The following is an 18,971-nucleotide window of genomic DNA, read 5'->3' as shown; positions in this document are numbered from 1 at the left end:
GAGCGGTCACTGCCAGCTCATGTCACCGTTCTGGGCGGCGACCGGGGGCTTCGCGGCGGTGAGCGGGGCGGCGGAGGCGACGGCCGGCGTACCGAGGACGAGGGCGAGGGCGACGACCGCGGCGGCCTTGAAGATGCGAGTGGTGTTCATGAGGTCCGGTGTCCCTTCGGGGTGCCGTGAGGCGTGATGACGGTGGCTTCCCGGTCGGTCCCGCGCCCCGCGGTGGCGCTGTCCCTTCCGGTGAGACCCAGCTAAGCCGCAGCTCAGCGGGGGGAGAAGGGGTAGCGGCTGGCCCAAACCGTCCGTGGACGGATGAGGACAGGGGCCGGGCGGCGGCCCCTTCCGGCCGTATGTGGGGGACCGCCGTGCCTGACGGGCCGCAGCGGTCAGCCGCTGCGGAGCTCCAGCACCGACACCGGCATCAGCGGGACGCCCACGTCCAGCAGGCGCGCGTGGGGCAGCGCCCGCGCGCCGAGCAGGCGGCGGCAGACGGACTCGGCGTGCCGCTCCGCCTCCTCCAGGGAGTCCGAGAGCAGGTAGAAACCGAGCGTGAAGTGCTCCGCGGACTGCGGGTGCACGGCCAGGTGCTCCACCCGGTCCCTCGGGCGCAGCCCGGCGCGGGCCGTCTCGCGCAGATCGTCGGGCACTTCCGCCGGAGGGACCGTCCGCAGACGGGCATGGACGAGGTACATGCCTCCACCGTCGCCCCGGCGGGCCCGTGCGGGACACCGATCCGGCTGGCCGTTTGTGGCCGTGGACACATCTGGCCAGACAGTGCTTCTTTGAGATGATCTTCCTCATCGAAGTGCCAACGGGGTGGGGGGATACACATGTTGACCGAACTGGGCCTCGACGCGAGAGCCGAGGCCGTCTACCGGGCCATGCTCATGGAACCCGGTTCGGGCGTGACCGCGCTCGCCGACGCCGTGGGGATCGGCGAGGGCGACGTACGCGAGGCGCTGGACATGCTGAGCGAGCTGGCCCTGGTCCAGCCGTCGGCCGACGACAGCGGACGGCTGCGCGCCGTCTCCCCGGACATCGGGATGGAGATCCTGATGGCCCGGGGGCAGGCCGAACTCGCCGCGCAGCAGCAGCGGCTGGAGGCGTCCCGGGCCGCCGCGGCCAGGCTGATCTCGGAATACTCGGAGCTGCGGCCGGCCGCCAGGCACCCGGGGGTGGAGCAGCTCATCGGCCTCGACGCGGTCCGCGACCGCCTGGTCGCACTGACGCGGGAGACGAAGGAGGAGCTGCTGGCCTTTTCGCCGGATGCCACGCTGAGCGAGTCGGCGCTGGCCGCCTCCCGCCCCCTGAACAGGGCACTGCTCGAACGCGGCGTCCGCATGCGCACCCTCTACCTGGACAGCGTGCGCAACAGCCGGCCCTCCGTCGAGCACGCCAACTGGCTCACCGAGCTCGGGGGTCAGGTCCGTACGGTGGCGTCGCTGCCGACGCGGATGCTCATCGTGGACCGCAGGACGGCGCTGATCCCGGTGAGCGACGACTCCTCGGCGGGAGCGGTCGTCCTGACCGGGCACGGCATGTTGGTCGCCCTGTGCGCGCTCTTCGAGTCGACGTGGGCGGCGGCGCAGCCGCTGGCGGAGGTGGCGGTCCTGGGGCCGGACGGCCTGACCGCGCAACAGACCGCCGCCGTACGGCTGTTGGCGGAGGGGCACACGGACGACGCGATAGCCAAGCGGCTGGGGGTCTCCTCGCGCACGGCCCGGCGTATCGCCAACGAGCTGATGGAACGGCTCGGGGCGCGCAGCCGTTTCGAGGCCGGCGTCCGAGCCGTCCAGGAAGGCTGGCTGCCCGCCCGCGCCTGACGGGCACGGCCGATCGAAAGCCGCCCGGCGGGACCACTCTCGTGGTCCCGCCGGGCGGTTTTCGTGTGTGGGGAGGCCGGAAGGAGGGGCTGGATCAGGCCACTGTGGCCAGGTTCGGCCATGGCCTTTTCGGGCCAGTCGATCTCTCTTCCGCCCGGCCCGGGCAGCGGCGAATCTATTGCTTGTCAGCGGGGCAGCCCCCCGGAGACAAGCACCGAAGGCCCTGAAACCCCTGAACGGACGCCACCGCGGGACGTCCGAGGACGACGGGTTCAAGCCACCATCCCATTCGTTTCGGAAGGACGAACCACCCCCATGCGTACTGGAATCCTCCGGGCCACCGCGGTCGTCGCCCTCACCCTCGGCATCACCTCCGTCGCACCGATGGCCTCCGCCCACGCCCCGGCCCACCCGGTCCAGGTGGCGGGCAGCACGGCCGGCCAGTCCGCCCCCGTCGACGCCCCGCCGGCAGTGGTGACGAGCCGGCCGTAGGGCCCCGTAGCCAGCCAGCCAGCCAGCCAGCCAGCCGGCCGGCCAGCCACCCAGTCAGGCCCGGCCCCGCCCCGCACACCGCCGCAACACCCCACAGGACCGCTGTACCTGCAGGACAGCTGTCCGTCCGCCCCACCTCGCACACCCGCAGCACCACCGCCGGTCGAGCCCGCGCTCCCGGCGGCCCCAGACCTCACCTGACCAGAACCGGAGCACAGCCATGTCCCGATACGGGTTGAACACCCGCCATGCCGCCGTAGCCGCCCTCATCGCCGGGGCCGTCGCCGCAGGCACCGTGCTCGCCGTCGACACCGCGGCGTTCGCCGCTCCGGCGGCCGCCGCAGCCGAAACCCCCCTCGCAGACGACTACGGCAGCACCGGCCAGGGCGCGGAGGAGCCGGTCGACGGGGAGGTCCGAGCGGCGGTCTACTCCTCGACCAGTACGAAGATCACCCGCAGCTCGGTGATCGCCCGCGCCAAGAGCTGGGTCGGCATCGGCCTGCACTACAGCGGGGGCGGCCGCCACGGCGGCTACCGCACCGACTGCTCCGGATTCGTCTCGATGGCCTGGGACCTGGACTCCTCGCTGCTCACCGACACCTTCGGCCCCCGGGGCGTGACCGAGCAGATCACCAAGGGGGAGCTGAAGGCGGGCGACGCCCTCCTCGACGACGACTCCGGTTCGAGCGGCCACGTCGTCCTCTTCGAGAAGTGGGTCGACTCCAGCCGCACCAAGTACTGGGGCTTCGACTTCACCCCGAGCGGAGTCCACCACCGCGTCTACGACTACCCCTACTACGACGGCTACGGCCCCTTCGTCCCGGTGCGCAACAAGAACGTCGTGGACGACGTGACCACACCCCCGGCCCCGCCCGCCGGCATGACCGACCTCGTCGCGGTCAACATCAACGACGACGCCGTCGACGACGTGGTCGGCGTGGAGGCCTCGACCGGCAAGCTGTGGCTCTACAAGGGCAGTTCCGCCGGAACCATCGCGACCGGCAGCACCCGCGTGGAGATGGGCAGCGGCGGCTGGAACGGCATGTCCAACCTCGCCGGCGGCGACTTCAACGGCGACGGCAAGGACGACATCGTCGCGACCGAGGAGTCCAGCGGAAAGCTCTACCTCTACCCGGGAACGGGCAGCGGTGTCGGCTCCCGCAAGGAGATCGGCTCCGGAGGCTGGAACGGCATGCAGGACCTGGTCGGCGGCGACTTCAACGGAGACGGCAAGGCCGACATCGTGGGCGTCGAGAAGTCGACGGGCCAGCTGTGGCTCTACAAGGGCAACGGCGCGGGCTCCATCGGCGGCGGCGGCACCCGTGTGCTGATCGGCTCCGGCGGCTGGATGGGCATGCACGACCTGGTCGGCATGGACATCAACAACGACGGCAAGACCGACATCGTCGGGGCCGAGAGGTCGACGGGCAAGCTCTTCCTCTACAAGAGCAACGGCACCGGCCTGAACGCCCGCACCGAGATCGGCTCGGGCGGTTGGAACGGCATGAACGACCTCACCGGCGGCGACTTCACCTCGAACGCGAACGATGACCTCGTCGGCGTCGAGAAGGCCACCGGAAAGCTCTACCTCTACCCGGGCACCGGCACGGGCCTGGGGGCGCGCAAGGAGATCGGCACCGGCGGCTGGTAGCCCCACGCTCGACGCATCTCCCCGCTCTCCTTTCGCAACTCCCCTTTCCTGACACCCTTTTTTGGCACCTCCGTGCCGGTTTGGAAGCACTCCCATGTCTGTTGAGACCACCGCCGCCGCCACCACCGCCGCCACCACCGCCTCCGGCCTCTCCCGCCTCATGTCCCGCCGGGTCCGCATCGCCACCGGCCTCGTCTGCGCCACCGTCGCCGCGGTGGCCCTCTCGGCCGGCGGTGCCAACGCCGACGGAGCTCCGGGGGATCCGCACGGCGACATGACCCAGCTGACGGCGGACGACCTCGGCCTGCCCGAGGGCTCGCAGATGACGGCCATGGCGGCGACCTCCGGCGACGAACGCCCCGACTTCCAGATGCCGTTCAAGTGCGGCGAGACCTGGCAGGGCGCCTCCCGCCCCCACCACAGCCCCACCGCCAACGCGATCGACTGGACGCAGGGCGGCTCGACGGTCAACTCGCCCGTCGTGGCGAGCGCCGACGGCGTCGTGTCCAAGGTGAGGGACCTCGGCGGCTCCAGCTACGGCAAGTACGTGGTCATCAACCACGGAGGCGGCTGGTCCACCGTCTACGCCCACCTCAACGGCTTCAACGTATCGAGCGGCGCGACGGTCAAGGCCGGACAGCAGATCGGCATCGTGGGCAGCACCGGCAATTCGTCCGGCGCCCACCTGCACTTCGAGCAGCGCCACGACCTGGTCGACCAGCGCCCGACCTTCAACGGCAGTGTCTTCAGCGGCTCCGGCTCCTGGTCCAAGTCGCTGACCAGCAAGAACTGCGCCACCAAGACCCCGGAGCCGATGCCCGAGGGCCCCGGTGACGGGGGTACCGGCTCGACCGGCATGGTCGACCTGGCCTCCGCCGACCTCAACGGCGACAACGTGGTCGACGTCGCCGCCGTGGAGGCGTCCACCGGCAAGCTGTGGCTCTACAAGGGCGCGTCCAACGGCACCATCGCCTCCGGCGGCAGCCGTGTCCTGATCGGCTCGGGCGGCTGGAACGGCATGTCCAACCTGACCGGCGGCGACTTCGACGGCGACGGCAAGGACGACATCGCCGCGGTGGAGGAGTCCACCGGCAAGCTGTGGCTCTACAAGGGCGCCGACAACTCGACGATCGGCTCCGGCGGCAGCCGCATCATGATCGGCTCCGGTGGCTGGAACGGCATGTCCAACCTGACCGCCCTCAACCTCAACGGCGACAAGATCGCCGACCTGGCGGCCGTGGAGAAGTCCACCGGCAAGCTGTACCTCTACCCGGGCACGGCGGGCGGCCAGCTCGCCCCCCGCAAGGAGATCGGCTCCGGCGGCTGGAACGGGATGTCCAACCTCACCGGCATGGACCTGAACAACAGCGGCCGTCAGGACCTGGTCGCGGTGGAGAAGTCCACGGGCAAGCTGTTCATGTACCCCGGTGACAAGGGCTACCTGAGCCCGCGCATCATGATCGGCTCCGGCGGCTGGAACGGCATGTCCGACCTGATCGGCGGCGACCTGCTGAACTCGCAGCTCTCGGACGACCTGATCGCCGTCCAGAACTCCACCGGCAAGCTCTTCCTCTACCCGGGCACCGGCGCCGGCGGCCTCGGCGCCCGCAAGGAGATCGGCACCGGCGGCTGGTGACCACCTGAAGGCGACGGCCCGAGGTGAAGACGCGTGAGGCGGCCCGTCCCTGCAGGACGGGCCGCCTCACGGCGTTCGCCGTGCGTACGCGGTCAGCCGGCCAGCGGCCAGGCGCGCACGGTCTCGTAGCGGGGCTGTTCGCCCGGTACCCCGCTCGCGGGCAGGTTGCTGCGGACCAGGCTGAGGGTGTCCACCTGCCAGGCGGTGCCCTCGAAGTCCGCGAGGGCGTCCAGGTACGGGCGCAGCGGGGTGGTGGCATGGCGGCTGCGGGCGAGGGTCAGGTGCGGGGTGTAGCGGCGGTGCTGCTCCATGGGTACCCCGGCCCGCCGTGCGGCCGCGTCGGCCCGGTCGGCGAGCAGGCGCAGGGCGTCGAGCTCCCCGGCGGCGCCGGTCCACAGGGCGCGGTCGCCGAAGTGCCCGCAGCCGTGCAGGCGCAGCGCGAAGGGCGCCGTCCGGTGGGCGGCCCGCTCCAGGCGGGCGTACAGCTCGGGGAGCACGTCGTCGCGCACCTCGCCCATGAAGGCGAGCGTGAAGTGCCAGCCCGCTTGCGCGGTCCAGGTCAGCCGGTCGTCGCGCACCGCGTGCACGGCGGCGGCGAGCTCGGCGACGGCCGCGTCCGGCGGCAGAACGGCGGCGAACAGTCTCATGCGGCGAGGGTAGCCAAGTCCAGCCTCGCCGGCGTTTGGGGCGCGGGTCCGGGCGGAGCCCGGCGGGGGCCGGGGCGGAGCCCCGTGAGGCGCCGGTCCGGGCCCCGCCGGAGGCGAGGGGCTACGCCACCGTCACCAGTTCGCGGCGGCGCGAAACGGCCGGGACGAAGGCCACCCCGTGGCGGCCGACCCGCAGCCGGAGGTTGCCGACGCGGGCCAGGACCACCGCGATGGCCACGGATGCGGCCAGGGAGATCAGGGCGCCCGAGGCCATGCCGACGCGCGCGCCGTAAGTGTCCGTGATCCAGCCCAGCAGCGGGGCTCCCAGCGGGGTGCCGCCGGTGAAGACCATCATGAAGAGGGCCATGACCCGGCCCCGCATCTCGGGGTCGGTGGCCATCTGCACGCTGGAGTTGGCGGTGACGTTGACCGTCAGGCCGAAGACGCCGAGGGGTACGAGCAGCGCGGCGAAGAGCCAGAAGCCGGGTGCGAAGGCCGTCACGAGCAGCAGTACGGAGAACAGCGCGGCCGCGGCCACCAGCAGCCGCAGGCGGGAGTGTCCGCGGCGGGCCGCGAGCAGGGCGCCGGCGAGGGAGCCGGCCGCGATCAGGGTGTTGAAGAGGCCGTAGGTGCCCGCGTCGCCGTGGAAGACGTCGCTCACGAACGCCGACAGCCAGATCGGGAAGTTGAACCCGAAGGTGCCGATGAAGCCGACGAGGACGATCGGCCAGACCAGCTCGGGCCGGCCGGCGACGTAGCGCAGGCCTTCGCGCAGCTGGCCCTTGGCGCGGGGCCGCGGCTGCACCGGGTGCAGCTCCTTCGTCCGCATCATCAGCAGGCCTGCGATGGGCGCGGCGAAGGAGAGGCCGTTGAGCAGGAAGGCCCAACCGGAGCCGACGGCGGTGATCAGCACGCCGGCGATCGCCGGGCCGACCAGCCGCGCGGACTGGAAATTGGCCGAGTTGAGGCTGACGGCGTTGGCGACCTGGTCCTTGCCGACCATCTCGGGGACGAAGGTCTGGCGGGCCGGGTTGTCCACGACGGTGATCAGGCCGAGGAGGAGGGCCGCGAGGTAGACGTGCCACACCTGGACGTTGCCCGCGAGGGTGAGGGCGGCGAGCGCGATGCCGGTGAGGCCCATCGCGCTCTGGGTGGCGAGGAGCAGGGGCCGCTTGGGCAGCCGGTCGGCGAGTACGCCTCCGTAGAGGCCGAACACCAGCATCGGCAGGAACTGCAGGGCGATGGTGATGCCGACGGCGGAGGCGGAGCCGGTCAGTGAGAGGACCAGCCAGTCCTGGGCGATGCGCTGCATCCAGGTGCCCGTGTTGGAGACGACCTGGCCGGTGGCGAAAAGCCGGTAGTTCCGGATCCTCAGCGAGCTGAACATCGAGTTCCTGCTCGCGGGTGCCGCGCTTGCCGCGGGTCGCGCGGCGGTAGTGGGGGTGGATATGTGGCCGGGTGCGGAGTCTGCTCCGTTTCCCGTACTCAAAAGCGTTCGCCTCCTGGCGTCGTTCCTACAGGTGTGCGAGCTTCTCCAGGACGGGTGCGGCCGCGCGCAGCTTGGCCCATTCGCCCTCGGTCAGCTCTGCCGCGAGCCCGGCCAGGAAGGCGTTGCGCTTGCGGCGGCTCTCTTCGAGCATCGCTTCGGCCTCCTCCGTCTGGCGGACCACCTTCTGGCGGCGGTCGTCGGGGTGAGGTTCCAGCGTGACCAGTCCCTTGGCTTCCAGCAACGCGACGATGCGCGTCATGGACGGCGGCTGGACGTGCTCCCGCCGCGCCAGCTCACCGGGGGTGGCCTGGCCGCAGCGGGCGAGGGTGCCGAGGACCGACATCTCGGTCGGGCTCAGCGACTCGTCGACGCGCTGGTGCTTCAGGCGCCGCCCCAGCCGCATGACGGCGGAGCGGAGGTCGTTCACGGCGGCAGCATCGTCGCCATGGGAGAGGTCAGGCATGTATTTAGAGTAACTCATTACTCTCGCTAAAGAACACCGGATTTCCCGGTCATGCACCCGGTATGTGCCAGGTCACTCGTACGGGTGAGTCGACGGCCGAAAGTGACACGCGTGCGCACCCACTGCCCCGACTCTTTCGCCATGGGGACACATGTGCTGAGCATGCGCATAGACGGGGAGCTCCTCGACAGGCTCCGTATCCATGCCGCCAAACGCGGAATGAGCGTCCAGGACTATGTGGTCCGGACGCTCATTCGCGATGACTTCGACGAGCGCTTCAAGTCGGCCGTCGACGAGACGGAGAAGTTCTACGGGCTGACGTAGGACGCCCGGCGGGATGTCCTAGCCGAGGCCGAGGGCGGGCATCGCGTAGTAGAAGACGAACACCGCCGACACGACGTACATGGCGGTCGGGACCTCGCGGCCCCGGCCGGTCGCCAGACGCAGCACGCTGAAGGCGATGAAGCCGATGCCGATGCCGTTGGTGATCGAGTAGGTGAAGGGCATCATCACCATGGCCAGGAAGGCCGGGACGGCGATGGTGAAGTCGCTCCAGTCGATGTCCTTGACCGATCCCGCCAGGATCAGGAAGCCCACCGCGACCAGGGCGGGCGTGGCGGCCTGCGACGGGACCATGGTGGCCAGCGGGGTGAGGAACAGCGCCACGGCGAACAGGGCGCCGGTCACGATGTTCGCCAGGCCCGTACGGGCACCCTCGCCGACGCCGGCCGTGGACTCCACGAAACAGGTGGTGGCCGAGGAGGAGGTGGCGCCGCCCGAGGCGACGGCGAGGCCGTCGACGAACAGGACCCGGTTGATGCCGGGGAACTCGCCGGACGTCTTGTCGATCAGCTTGGCCTCGTCGCCGACGCCCAGGATCGTGCCCATGGCGTCGAAGAAGCAGGACAGCAGCACGGTGAAGACGAAGAGGACGCCGGTGAGCACTCCGACTTTGCCGAAGCCGCCGAACAGGCTCACCTGGCCCACGAGCCCGAAGTCGGGTGCGGCCACCGGGTTGCCGGGCCACGCCGGGACGGTCAGACCCCAGCCGGAGGCGGGCAGGTCGGCGACGAGCTGGACGACGACCGCGACGAGAGTCATGGCGACGATGGAGATCAGGATCGCGCCGGGGACCTTGCGGATCAGCAGGGCGAGGGTGAGCAGCGTGCCGATCGCGAAGATCAGGACGGGCCAGCCGTCGAGGTGGCCGTTGCCGCCGAGCTGGAGCGGAACCGTGGTGTGCGCGGCGTCCGGGATGCGGGATACGAAGCCGGAGTCGACGAGGCCGATCAGCATGATGAACAGGCCGATGCCGATGGCGATGCCCTTGCGCAGGCCCAGCGGGACGGCGTTCATGACGCGCTCGCGCAGCCCGGTGGCGACCAGCAGCATCACGACGAAGCCGGCCAGGACCACCATGCCCATCGCGTCGGGCCAGCTCATGCGCGGGGCGAGCTGGAGGGCCACGACGGTGTTCACGCCGAGGCCGGCGGCGAGCGCGATGGGGACGTTGCCGATGACGCCCATGAGGAGCGTGGTGAAGGCGGCCGTCAGGACGGTGGCCGTCACGAGCTGACCGCTGTCGAGCTGGTGGCCGTACATGTCCTTCGCGCTGCCCAGGATGATCGGGTTCAGCACGATGATGTACGCCATGGCGAAGAAGGTCGCGAAACCACCGCGGACCTCGCGAGCGACGGTCGAGCCGCGCTCGGAGATCTTGAAGTAGCGGTCCAGCCCGCCGGAGGGCTCCCGGGGGGAGGGCTCCGGAGTGGCGGGTGCGGGGGCGGGGGCCGGGGTGCTCATACGGTCCTCATTGGTGGTTCATACGAAGAAAATGGGCCGCGCCCAAACCGTTTCAGTATGAACACATCAGAGAAGGGCCGTCCATCTCCGCGCGTAGACAGCGCGTGGCCCCGCGGCGGGGCAGCGGGAGCGAGCGCCGGGCGGGCCGAACGGCCGGACGGGACGCGCTCCGGCCCCCGCTTAAACTGGCTGCATGGCGAAATGGATTGCGAAGCACGAGGCGCCCGAGCCCCTTGAGGGCCCCGTCGTCGCGACGGTCACGGGTGGCACGATCCTGTGGTTCGCCCTCTTCGTGGTCCAGCTGCCCTTCTACGGGTGGTTCGCCGACCGCGGCCAGCTGTGGTGGGTCTGGACCTGCGCGGCCGGCGGCTTCCTCGGTCTGATCGGCATCTGGTACGTCCGCGGCCGCGAGGCGGCGCTGAAGCGGCACGCCGCCGACGCTGCTGCGCAGGCTCGGCAGGAGTCGGGCGGAGCCGCGGAGGCCTAGGCAGTCGTCGGAGCCCCCTGGACGTCCGGTGCGCGGGTGCCACCGAAAGAGACGGCCCGGACGCCTGTCGGGGCCGCCTCCGGCGGGAGCGGCGCCCCTGCGCTTCGTCGGGACGGGAGCGGTGCCCTTGCGGGGTTTTGGTGCGGGGCGGTGCGGTGCCCTCGCGGGGGCTTCGGATCGGCACGGTGTGGTGGTTCGTGGGGCGGCTTCGGTGCGGGGCGGTGCCCCTGCGGGGCGTCTCCTCGGCTCGTGAACCCTTCGCCGGACCGGCATGTGTCTCGGGGGTGGGTTCGCTCGGCCTGCGGGGACGCCCCGGAGTGTCCCCGCCCCGCGGTCCTGTGCCGGCCGGGCGGCGAGCGGCGGCCGCCCAGCGGCTCGGCTCCCGCCCGTGCGGACAGTCGTGGCGCGGCCCGACCGGGCTGCCGGGCGGTGGTGGGGTCACTCGGCCACGTCCCGGAGTGTCTCCACTCCGCGGGGCGGCGCCGGCTCCTACCCGGGGACGATTCGGGTCATCCGGAAGTCGCGTCTTCCGGCTTCTCGGCAGGTGAAGCCCTACAACCCCGCTTACCGTCGAAAACATGACGGAGCGGGCGAGGATCGACCATGACGGGCGGGAGCCGGGCGGCGGGCCCGGGACGGCCATAGACGCCGGGGCGGAGCTCGACCCGGTGCACCCCGTGCGGCCTCCGGCGCCCCGTTTCAAGCCGGGCGGGCTGACCACGGCCGAGGTCGCCGAGCGCGTGGCCCGCGGCGACGTCAACGACGTCCCGGTGCGCTCCTCGCGCTCCACCACCGACATCGTCCGCGGCAACGTCTTCACCCGCTTCAACGCGATCATCGGCGTCCTCTGGGTGGTCATGCTCTGCGTGGCGCCGATCCAGGACAGCCTCTTCGGCTTCGTGATCATCGCGAACACCGGTATCGGCATCATCCAGGAGCTGCGCGCCAAGAAGACCCTCGACGGCCTCGCCGTCATCGGCGAGGCCAAACCGAGCGTGCGCCGCGACGGCCGGACCGCGGAGATCTCCACCTCCGAGATCGTCCTCGGCGACGTCATCGAACTCGGTCCCGGCGACAAGGTCGTCGTCGACGGGTCCGTCGGCGAGGCCGACGGCCTGGAGATCGACGAGTCCCTGCTCACCGGCGAGGCCGACCCCGTCCTGAAGAAGCCCGGCGACCAGGTCATGTCCGGCTCCTTCGTCGTCGCCGGCGGCGGCGCGTTCACCGCCACCAAGGTGGGCCGCGAGGCCTACGCCGCCCAGTTGGCCGAAGAGGCCTCCCGCTTCACGCTCGTCCACTCCGAGCTGCGCTCCGGCATCTCGACCATCCTCAAGTACGTCACGTGGATGATGATCCCGACATCCATCGGCCTGATCATCAGCCAGCTCGTCGTCAAGGAGAACAACCTCAACGACGCCATCGCCCGGACGGTCGGCGGGATCGTGCCGATGATCCCCGAGGGGCTCGTCCTCCTCACCTCCGTGGCCTTCGCGATCGGCGTCATCCGCCTCGGTCGCAAGCAGTGCCTCATACAGGAGCTGCCCGCCATCGAGGGCCTCGCCCGCGTCGACGTGGTCTGCCTCGACAAGACCGGCACCCTCACGGAGGGCGGTATGGACGTCACCGAGCTCCGCCCGCTCGGCGGTGCGGAGCCGGCGTACGTCAAGAAGGTGCTCGGCGCGCTCGGCGAGTCCGACCCGCGCCCCAACGCCAGCCTCCAGGCGATCATCGACGCCTACCCCGACAGCACCGAGTGGCGGTGCACGGAGTCCCTGCCCTTCTCCTCCGCCCGGCAGTACAGCGGCGCCAGCTTCAGCGAGGGCGACGGGGAGAACAACACCTGGCTCCTCGGCGCGCCCGACGTACTGCTGCCCGCCGGGGACCAAGCCCTCGACGAGATCAACGACCTCAACGAACAGGGCCTGCGGGTCCTGCTGCTCGCCCGCTCCGCCCGCGAGCTGGACGACGAGGCCGTCGCCACCGGGGTCAGGCCGACCGCGCTGGTCGTCCTGGAGCAGCGGCTGCGCCCCGACGCCGCCGACACGCTGCGCTACTTCGAGGACCAGAACGTCAGGGCGAAGGTCATCTCCGGCGACAACGCGGTCTCCGTCGGCGCCGTCGCCGGCAAGCTGGGCCTGCCCGGCGCGCAGAACACCGTGGACGCCCGCAAGCTGCCCGCCGAGCAGGCCGAGATGGCCGAGGTCCTCGACGGCAACTCCGTCTTCGGGCGCGTGACCCCTCAGCAGAAGCGGGACATGGTCGGCGCCCTGCAGTCCAGGGGCCACACCGTCGCCATGACCGGCGACGGCGTCAACGACGTGCTCGCCCTCAAGGACGCCGACATCGGCGTCTCGATGGGCTCGGGCTCGGAGGCCACCCGCGCCGTCGCGCAGATCGTCCTGCTCAACAACAGCTTCTCCACCCTGCCGTCGGTGGTTGCCGAGGGCCGCCGGGTGATCGGCAACATCACGCGCGTGGCCACCCTCTTCCTCACGAAGACGGTCTACTCGGTGCTGCTGGCCATTCTGGTGGTCTGCTCGCAGGTCGAGTACCCCTTCCTGCCGCGCCACCTGACGCTGCTGTCCACCCTCACCATCGGCATCCCGGCGTTCTTCCTGGCCCTGGCCCCGAACAAGGAGCGCGCGAAACCGCACTTCGTGAAACGGGTGATGCGCTACGCGATCCCCGGCGGCGTGATCGCGGCGACGGCCACCTTCGTCACCTACCTGGTCGCCCGCCACCACTACACGGGCGCGGACGCCCTGCCCGCGGAGACGAGCGCGGCGACGCTGACGCTGTTCCTGACCTCGATGTGGGTCCTGGCGATCATCGCCCGCCCGTACACCTGGTGGCGCGTGGCCCTGGTGGGCACGATGGGCGGAGCCTTCCTGATCGTCCTGATCGTGCCGTGGCTCCAGGACTTCTTCCAGCTCAAGCTGGTCGGAGCCACGATGCCGTGGACCGCGGTGGCGGTCGCGGCGGCCGCCGCGACCCTCATCGAATTCACCTTCCGCCGGGTCGACCGCATGTTCCCGGCCTGACCGGCCTGACTTGCTTGACCGGCCGGTCGCCCGCGCCCTACGCCAGTCCGTCCGCCTGCAAGCCGGTCAGGACGGCCTGGCCCAGGGTGTGGACCGCGGACTGGGGCCGGACCATGACCGTGAACTCCTTGATGCGGCCCGACTCGTCGAAGTGCAGCATGTCGATGCCGTGGATCTCCTTGCCGTCCACCGTGGCCCGGAAGGGCAGGACCGACGCCGGGGCCGGGGCGCCGTCCGCGCTGGTCTCGGTCGTGCCGTCGAAGTGGCCGACGTAGCGCAGGTCCTCGAAGACGCGCAGCAGGACCCCGAAGAGGCCCAGCACCATCGGCCTGCCCTGGAAGGGGCGGAACTTCACCGGGCTGTACAGCCTGATGTCTTCGGTGAACAGGTCTTCCAGCGCGGACAGGTCGCGCTTCTCCACGGCGGCACGGAAGCGTTCGGCGGTCGTCTCCGTCACGGATTCCACGGCTCCTCCTGATAATCAAGGAATTGACTAGTCAGTTTCGTGAGTATCATGCGGTGGAGGACGAGGAAAGGGAAGGGGCAGCCGCGATGGCCTTGCGACATGCCGTACTGGCGGCGCTGCTGGACGGCGAGTTCAGCGGCTACGAGCTGGCGAAGTCGTTCGACATCGGCGTCGCGAACTTCTGGCACGCCTCCCCCCAGCAGCTCTACACCGAGCTGGCCAAGCTGGAGAAGGAAGGCCTGGTCGAGGGACGCCAAGTGGTCCAGGAGGCGCGCCCCAACAAGCGGCTCTTCCAGGTCACCGACGCCGGCCGGGCCGAGCTGGAAGCGTTCGCGGCGGCGGCCGTGAAGCCCTCGGTCATCCGCGACGACCTCCTCGTCAAGGTCCAGAACGCCGACCGGATCGGTACCGCGTCCGTGATCGCACAGCTCGACGAGCGGGCGGCCGCCGCCGACGCCAAGATCGACCTCCTCGGCAGGGTGCTGCGCAAGATGCGCGGCGACCTCGACGAGGAGGAGTTCCTGCTCCGCGGCGACGCGATCGGCGGGTACCTGACCGGCCTGCGCGGCATCGCCTTCGAGCAGGGGCACCGCGACTGGTGCCGCCGTAGCGCGGCGGTCCTGCGAGAGCGAGAGGGGCTGACCACCCGTGCCGACGCGCACTGAGTACCGGCGCTACGTCGCCCTGGGCGACAGTCAGACCGAAGGGCTCGGCGACGGCGACGACACCGCTGGCCTGCGCGGCTTCGCCGACCGCTTCGCCGGGCACCTGGAGACCGCCCGCCCCGGCCTGCTCTACGCCAACCTCGCCGTACGGGGACGTCTCGCCGGCCAGGTCCGCGCCGAACAGCTCGGACCCGCCCTGGCCCTGCGACCCGACATCGCCACCGTCGTCGCCGGGGTCAACGACGTGCTGCGGCCCCGCTTCGTGGCGGCCGAGGTCGCCGGCCACCTGGAGGAGATGTTCGCCGCGCTCACGGCCGCCGGGGCGCACGTGGCGACCGTGACCTTCCCCGACATCGGCAGGATCGCGCCCCTCGCCCGACCGCTGGCCCCCCGCCTGCTCCAACTCAACGAGTTCGTGCGCGCCGCGGCCGCCCGGCACGGGGTCTTCGTCGCCGAGACCGCCCTGCCGGAGGCCGTGGCGGACCCGCGGATGTGGACCGAGGACCGCCTCCACGCCAGCTCACTCGGCCACGAACGCATCGCCGCCGCCCTCGCCCACGCCGTCGGCCTCCCCGGCAGCGACGACACCTGGGCGCAGCCGCTGCCGCCGCCGGACGCGCTGCTCCGCTCCGCCGTCGCGGCCGAACTGCGCTGGGCCACCGCCTTCCTCGGCCCCTGGCTGGGCCGCCGCCTGCGCGGCCGCTCCTCCGGCGACGGCCGCACCGCCAAACGCCCCGACCTGCTCCCCCTGGCCACCGGAACCACCGGTACCGCCCGGGAGCGGTGACCCGACCGCGTCCCGGGCGTCAGTCTTTGGTGTGTCTGGCCGCCGGGCCGGCCGGTCCGGGCCGGTGACGGACGAGCAAGTCCACCGCACCCCCTCGGAAGGCGCTGACCGCCCTCGACCCGGCCCGAGCCCTCGGAACCGCCTCGGTCGTCTCTTCCCGACCTCGCCGGGCAGCGCGGGCCCGGCACGATCCGACAGAGACGGCCCTTAGGCCGTGTCGTCAAAGTCCCGCCTGGCCGGCGGCACTTTGACGACACTCCCTAGTCGAACCAGCGGTCCCGGGCCAGTTCCGTCGTGCGGGACGGGTCCTCCAGCAGGGCCGCCACCTCGAAGCGGCGCGGCCACTGGCCCGCCGACCAGGCCAGGCCCGCCGCCACGCCCTCCAGGGTGGACGCGTGGAGGGTGCCGTCGGGCGTGCGCCGCCAGTCCAGTTCGGTGCCGCCCGCGACCAGCTCCTCGTGCTCGACGTACGTCGCCGGGGTCGCCGGACCCAGCAGTACCCGCACCGACTCCGGGACCTCGTGCTCCTCGCCCGGCGTGGTCACCTCCGCCGGGACCGTGTCCGACAGCCGGCGCACCTGGAGGAGGTCCGCCAGGTCGGCCGCCCGGGACGGGGACACCGGCAGCAGGGGCAGGCCCGTCGCCAGCGGCAGCAGGTCCGGGGCGTCCGCGATCACCGCGTCCGCCGCGTCCACCACGAGCACCTCGCCGTCCACCACCGCCCGCAGCTCTTCCGGCAAGGTCACCTCCTCGGGGGCGAGATCGGCCAGAGCCCCGTACAGGCCGTGCAGCTGCCGGTCCGTCACCTCCCGGTCGGGGTCGGCGAGCCGGCCCAGCAGCTCGGCCGCGCCCCCGGGCTCGTCCAGCAGGGCCGCCACGGAGGTCCGTACCCCCAGCGCCCGCAGCACCTGCTCGTCTGCAAAACCGGTCGCGTCCGCCGAGGTGTAGAGGCCCTCCAGCAGCGGGTCGCCGCCCGCCGCACGCAGGCCCGCCGGGCGGCGGCCGTCCAGCACCGGGTGGTCGCGCAGCCACCACGCCGTGTACGGGCGCACCGACTGCGTCGTGCCGTCCGGCAGCAGGATCCGCACCGGCTGGGTCAGCGCGTCCCGCAGCGGCGGCTGCGCCAGCATCGCCAATGCCTGCGGCCAGCAGTCGTCGTCGACGAGGTCCAGGTCGCGGACGGCGACCAGCTCGGTCGCCACCGGCGGCACGGGCAGCTCCGGCAGCTGGTCCAGTACGTCCTCGCACCACACGTCCACCGCGTCCAGCAGCCCGGCGTCGTCCGGCTCGGCGAAGTCACCCTCGCGCGGCTCCATTTCGTCCGGGTCCAGGACCACGTCCGTGGCGCGCACCAGCTGGAACGACGCCAGCACCCCGCACGCGGTCAGCGGGCCCCCGCCCCAGCGCTCGGCCAGCTCGGCGTCCACGTACGGGACCTCGTCCTCACGGATGACGGCCGCCAGCGGCGAGCCCGGCAGCAGCAGTTCGCCCGCCGGGGTCAGCTCCCCGTCCTCGTCCGGCAGGGCCAGTGCCCCCAGCCAGGGCTCGTCCCCGGGAGCCAGCTCCGCGTCGCGGACCAGCCCCAGGACCACCTCGGCCAGTTCGTCGGCGTCCAGGGTGTCGGCGTCCTCGTCCCAGATCTCCCCGGCGTCCAGGGAGGCGGCCACCGCCGACCGTACCTGCGGGGTCGTCAGGACGGCACGCGCCGTCGCCGGGAGGGACCCGAGCTTCTCCAGCAGCGGGTGCGCCGCTTCCGGGTGGGCGACCTTCAGCCCCAGCCGGGCCAGTTCCGCGGGCGTCTCGGCGTACGGGAGCAGGACGTGGCGCGGCCCGATCGCCGTGCGGCCGTCGGCGAGCGGCACGGGCAGCCCGGACAGCCGGTCGGGATCCACCCCGGCGAGGCTGTCGTAGAGCCGGTACCACCACTCGGGGGTCCGCTCGATGCCCGCGATCCGCTCGATGGCCTCGCCCAGCGGGAGCCGGCCCACGCCCAGGGTGCGCAGCTCGGCGCGGCGCTCCAGGCCCGCCGGCAACAGGGTCGGCAGGACCTCCGCCAGGACGCGCACGGTGTCGGCGCCCGCGCCCTCCACCACCTCGGCCTCGAAGGGGCGCAGGGCGTTGCGCTCCTCCGCGTGCTCGGGCGGTGCGGCCGGTGCGAGGAAGGCCGTACGGGGGAGCCGCTGCAGCACGGCGGCGCGCAGGGCCCCGTCCAGCTCGCCCTTGCCGAGCGGGCCGGGGACGAGGTCCACGAGCCCGGTGCTCACCGGGTCCCAGGAGCCGAGGAGTTCGGCGTACGCGTCGGCCGCGCGCTCCACGAGGAAGTCGGTCAGCGGCCCCGGCGCGGGGTGGCGGCGGCTGGTGTCCAGCGGCAGGGTGGCGATGAGCAGCGCCGGGATGCCCAGCGGCTCGTCGGTGGGTGTCGGGGCGTGCACCACGGGCGCGGTGGTCGGGCGCAGCGGGGCGCCGTCGGGGTCGACGGGCACCGCCCACGACACCGCCCAGGAGGGCCGCAGCCGTTCCTCGACGGGCCGGTCGGCGAGCAGCGCCCGTTCGATGGCGCCGCCGTGGCGGACGGTGCGCCAGCGGGTGGTGTGCGTACCGGAGCCGGCGGTGTCCTCGACGACGGTGTACGCGCCCTCGTCGCGGCGGTTGAGGGTGCGCGAGCCGGCGGGCGTCTCCACGACGACCTCGCACAGCCCGGGCAGGGTCAGCAGCAGGGCGTCGTCGATGCCGGCGAGCAGCCGCTCGACGAGGTCCTCGGCGGCGGCGTCGCGCAGCGGGAGCACCACGACGGTGTCGTAGCCCTGGGGGGCGGTGCCCTCGGCGGGCAGGGGGAGCCGCAGCAGCGGGACGTGGCCGTCGCGGCGGCGCAGTTCGTCGCCGAGGCCGGGGCTGCCGACGGCGGCCTCGCGGGCCAGTTCGCGGGCCTCGGCGAGGGACCAGCGGACACCGCCGTGGCGGCCGAGCACCGCGGGCTCGTCACAGACGGCGAGGACGGCCGCGAAGCCGACGCCGAACCGGCCGACGCTCTCCGATGCGGGCTCCCGCTTGGCGGAGGCCCGCAGGGTGCTCAGGGACTCCACGCCCGTCGCGTCCAGCGGGGCACCGGTGTTGGCGACGGCCAGCAGCGCGTGGCCGCCCTCGCCCTCGTGGAGGGTGAGCCGAAGCCGGCCGGGCACCTTGGCGCGGGCCGCGGCGTCGGCGGCGTTCTGGGCCAGCTCGACGACGAGCCGGTCCCGGTACCCGCCGAGGGCGAGGTCCTCCTCGGCGTTGGCGTCCTCGCGGAACCGGGCCGGGCCGGCACCCCAGGCATCGAGCACGCCGCGCCGCAGCCGGGCCGTGCCGAAGGGGTCCACGCCGCTCTGGGCCGCCGTCACTCGCACGCTCACGCCGCTGCCTCCAAGAATCGCCCCACGGAACTCCTGAAGGTATCGCGTGCGCGGTCGGAGCTTGCCCGTGAGGTGGGCGAACACGACGACGTCCGCGTCCCGGTGGCGGTCCTTCGCGAGATGGCCGCCGCA

Annotated in this window: 17 protein-coding genes; 9 read left to right on the top strand and 8 right to left on the bottom strand. The window is 72.1% G+C overall.

The window, feature by feature from the left end; translation table 11 throughout:
• Positions 1-6 precede the first annotated feature (6 nt).
• Together ACZ3X1_RS20455 and ACZ3X1_RS20450 are read right to left on the bottom strand one after the other, a co-directional pair.
• Positions 7-150: a hypothetical protein gene (locus ACZ3X1_RS20455; RefSeq protein ID WP_356812957.1), complete on the bottom strand. Its 144-nt coding sequence runs from the start codon at positions 148-150 to the stop codon at positions 7-9.
• A 236-nt stretch (positions 151-386) separates the two neighbouring features.
• On the bottom strand, positions 387-692 hold the full coding sequence (locus tag ACZ3X1_RS20450) for a hypothetical protein (protein ID WP_356812958.1): 306 nt from the start codon (positions 690-692) through the stop codon (positions 387-389).
• Between the two features lie 138 nt (positions 693-830).
• Here ACZ3X1_RS20450 and ACZ3X1_RS20445 point away from each other — a divergent pair, with 138 nt between their 5' ends.
• The 4 genes from ACZ3X1_RS20445 (at position 831) to ACZ3X1_RS20430 (ending at position 5,602) form a co-directional block, all read left to right on the top strand.
• Entirely contained in the window at positions 831-1,823 is a 993-nt protein-coding gene (locus ACZ3X1_RS20445) for a helix-turn-helix domain-containing protein (protein ID WP_467280525.1), read from the top strand.
• A gap of 315 nt (positions 1,824-2,138) precedes the next feature.
• Entirely contained in the window at positions 2,139-2,315 is a 177-nt protein-coding gene (locus ACZ3X1_RS20440; RefSeq protein ID WP_467280524.1) for a hypothetical protein, read from the top strand.
• Between the two features lie 220 nt (positions 2,316-2,535).
• Complete coding sequence (locus ACZ3X1_RS20435) at positions 2,536-3,966, top strand: C40 family peptidase (RefSeq protein ID WP_467280523.1); 1,431 nt, start codon at positions 2,536-2,538, stop codon at positions 3,964-3,966.
• 94 nt (positions 3,967-4,060) lie between these two features.
• Positions 4,061-5,602, top strand: coding sequence for a peptidoglycan DD-metalloendopeptidase family protein (locus ACZ3X1_RS20430; RefSeq protein ID WP_467280521.1), 1,542 nt, complete (start codon positions 4,061-4,063; stop codon positions 5,600-5,602).
• 92 nt (positions 5,603-5,694) lie between these two features.
• Here the strand turns inward: ACZ3X1_RS20430 and thpR are convergent, their stop codons facing one another.
• The 3 genes from thpR to ACZ3X1_RS20415 form a co-directional block, all read right to left on the bottom strand.
• A complete protein-coding gene (gene thpR, locus ACZ3X1_RS20425; protein WP_356812963.1) occupies positions 5,695-6,249 on the bottom strand; it encodes an RNA 2',3'-cyclic phosphodiesterase in 555 nt (184 codons plus the stop codon).
• Between the two features lie 121 nt (positions 6,250-6,370).
• Complete coding sequence (locus ACZ3X1_RS20420; RefSeq protein WP_467280520.1) at positions 6,371-7,738, bottom strand: MFS transporter; 1,368 nt, start codon at positions 7,736-7,738, stop codon at positions 6,371-6,373.
• 25 nt (positions 7,739-7,763) lie between these two features.
• On the bottom strand, positions 7,764-8,201 hold the full coding sequence (locus tag ACZ3X1_RS20415) for a MarR family winged helix-turn-helix transcriptional regulator (RefSeq protein WP_356812964.1): 438 nt from the start codon (positions 8,199-8,201) through the stop codon (positions 7,764-7,766).
• A 141-nt stretch (positions 8,202-8,342) separates the two neighbouring features.
• On the opposite strand from ACZ3X1_RS20415, the gene ACZ3X1_RS20410 reads away from it, so the two are divergent.
• Positions 8,343-8,525 (top strand): hypothetical protein, encoded by a 183-nt coding sequence (locus ACZ3X1_RS20410; protein WP_030662366.1) that lies wholly within the window; start codon positions 8,343-8,345, stop codon positions 8,523-8,525.
• An 18-nt stretch (positions 8,526-8,543) separates the two neighbouring features.
• On the opposite strand, the gene ACZ3X1_RS20405 is transcribed toward ACZ3X1_RS20410, so the two are convergent.
• Positions 8,544-10,004, bottom strand: a complete 1,461-nt coding sequence (locus tag ACZ3X1_RS20405) for an NCS2 family permease (protein ID WP_467280519.1) — start codon at positions 10,002-10,004, stop codon at positions 8,544-8,546.
• Between the two features lie 193 nt (positions 10,005-10,197).
• Between ACZ3X1_RS20405 and ACZ3X1_RS20400 the strand changes: the two genes are divergently transcribed.
• Together ACZ3X1_RS20400 and ACZ3X1_RS20395 are read left to right on the top strand one after the other, a co-directional pair.
• A complete protein-coding gene (locus tag ACZ3X1_RS20400) occupies positions 10,198-10,491 on the top strand; it encodes a DUF2530 domain-containing protein (protein ID WP_467280518.1) in 294 nt (97 codons plus the stop codon).
• A 578-nt stretch (positions 10,492-11,069) separates the two neighbouring features.
• Positions 11,070-13,532: a cation-translocating P-type ATPase gene (locus ACZ3X1_RS20395; protein WP_390078776.1), complete on the top strand. Its 2,463-nt coding sequence runs from the start codon at positions 11,070-11,072 to the stop codon at positions 13,530-13,532.
• A gap of 37 nt (positions 13,533-13,569) precedes the next feature.
• On the opposite strand, the gene ACZ3X1_RS20390 is transcribed toward ACZ3X1_RS20395, so the two are convergent.
• A complete protein-coding gene (locus tag ACZ3X1_RS20390; RefSeq protein ID WP_467280517.1) occupies positions 13,570-13,989 on the bottom strand; it encodes a nuclear transport factor 2 family protein in 420 nt (139 codons plus the stop codon).
• Between the two features lie 95 nt (positions 13,990-14,084).
• Between ACZ3X1_RS20390 and ACZ3X1_RS20385 the strand changes: the two genes are divergently transcribed.
• Entirely contained in the window at positions 14,085-14,663 is a 579-nt protein-coding gene (locus ACZ3X1_RS20385) for a PadR family transcriptional regulator (RefSeq protein ID WP_356812969.1), read from the top strand.
• A complete protein-coding gene (locus ACZ3X1_RS20380) occupies positions 14,647-15,450 on the top strand; it encodes an SGNH/GDSL hydrolase family protein (RefSeq protein ID WP_356812970.1) in 804 nt (267 codons plus the stop codon). Before ACZ3X1_RS20385 ends, ACZ3X1_RS20380 begins: the two co-directional genes overlap by 17 nt.
• 260 nt (positions 15,451-15,710) lie before the next feature.
• On the opposite strand, the gene ACZ3X1_RS20375 is transcribed toward ACZ3X1_RS20380, so the two are convergent.
• Positions 15,711-18,839 (bottom strand): sacsin N-terminal ATP-binding-like domain-containing protein, encoded by a 3,129-nt coding sequence (locus ACZ3X1_RS20375; RefSeq protein ID WP_467280516.1) that lies wholly within the window; start codon positions 18,837-18,839, stop codon positions 15,711-15,713.
• Positions 18,840-18,971: the final 132 nt, after the last annotated feature.

The organism is Streptomyces sp. NPDC023541 (genome assembly GCF_055559995.1).
This window is presented reverse-complemented; position numbering and strand designations above follow the sequence as displayed.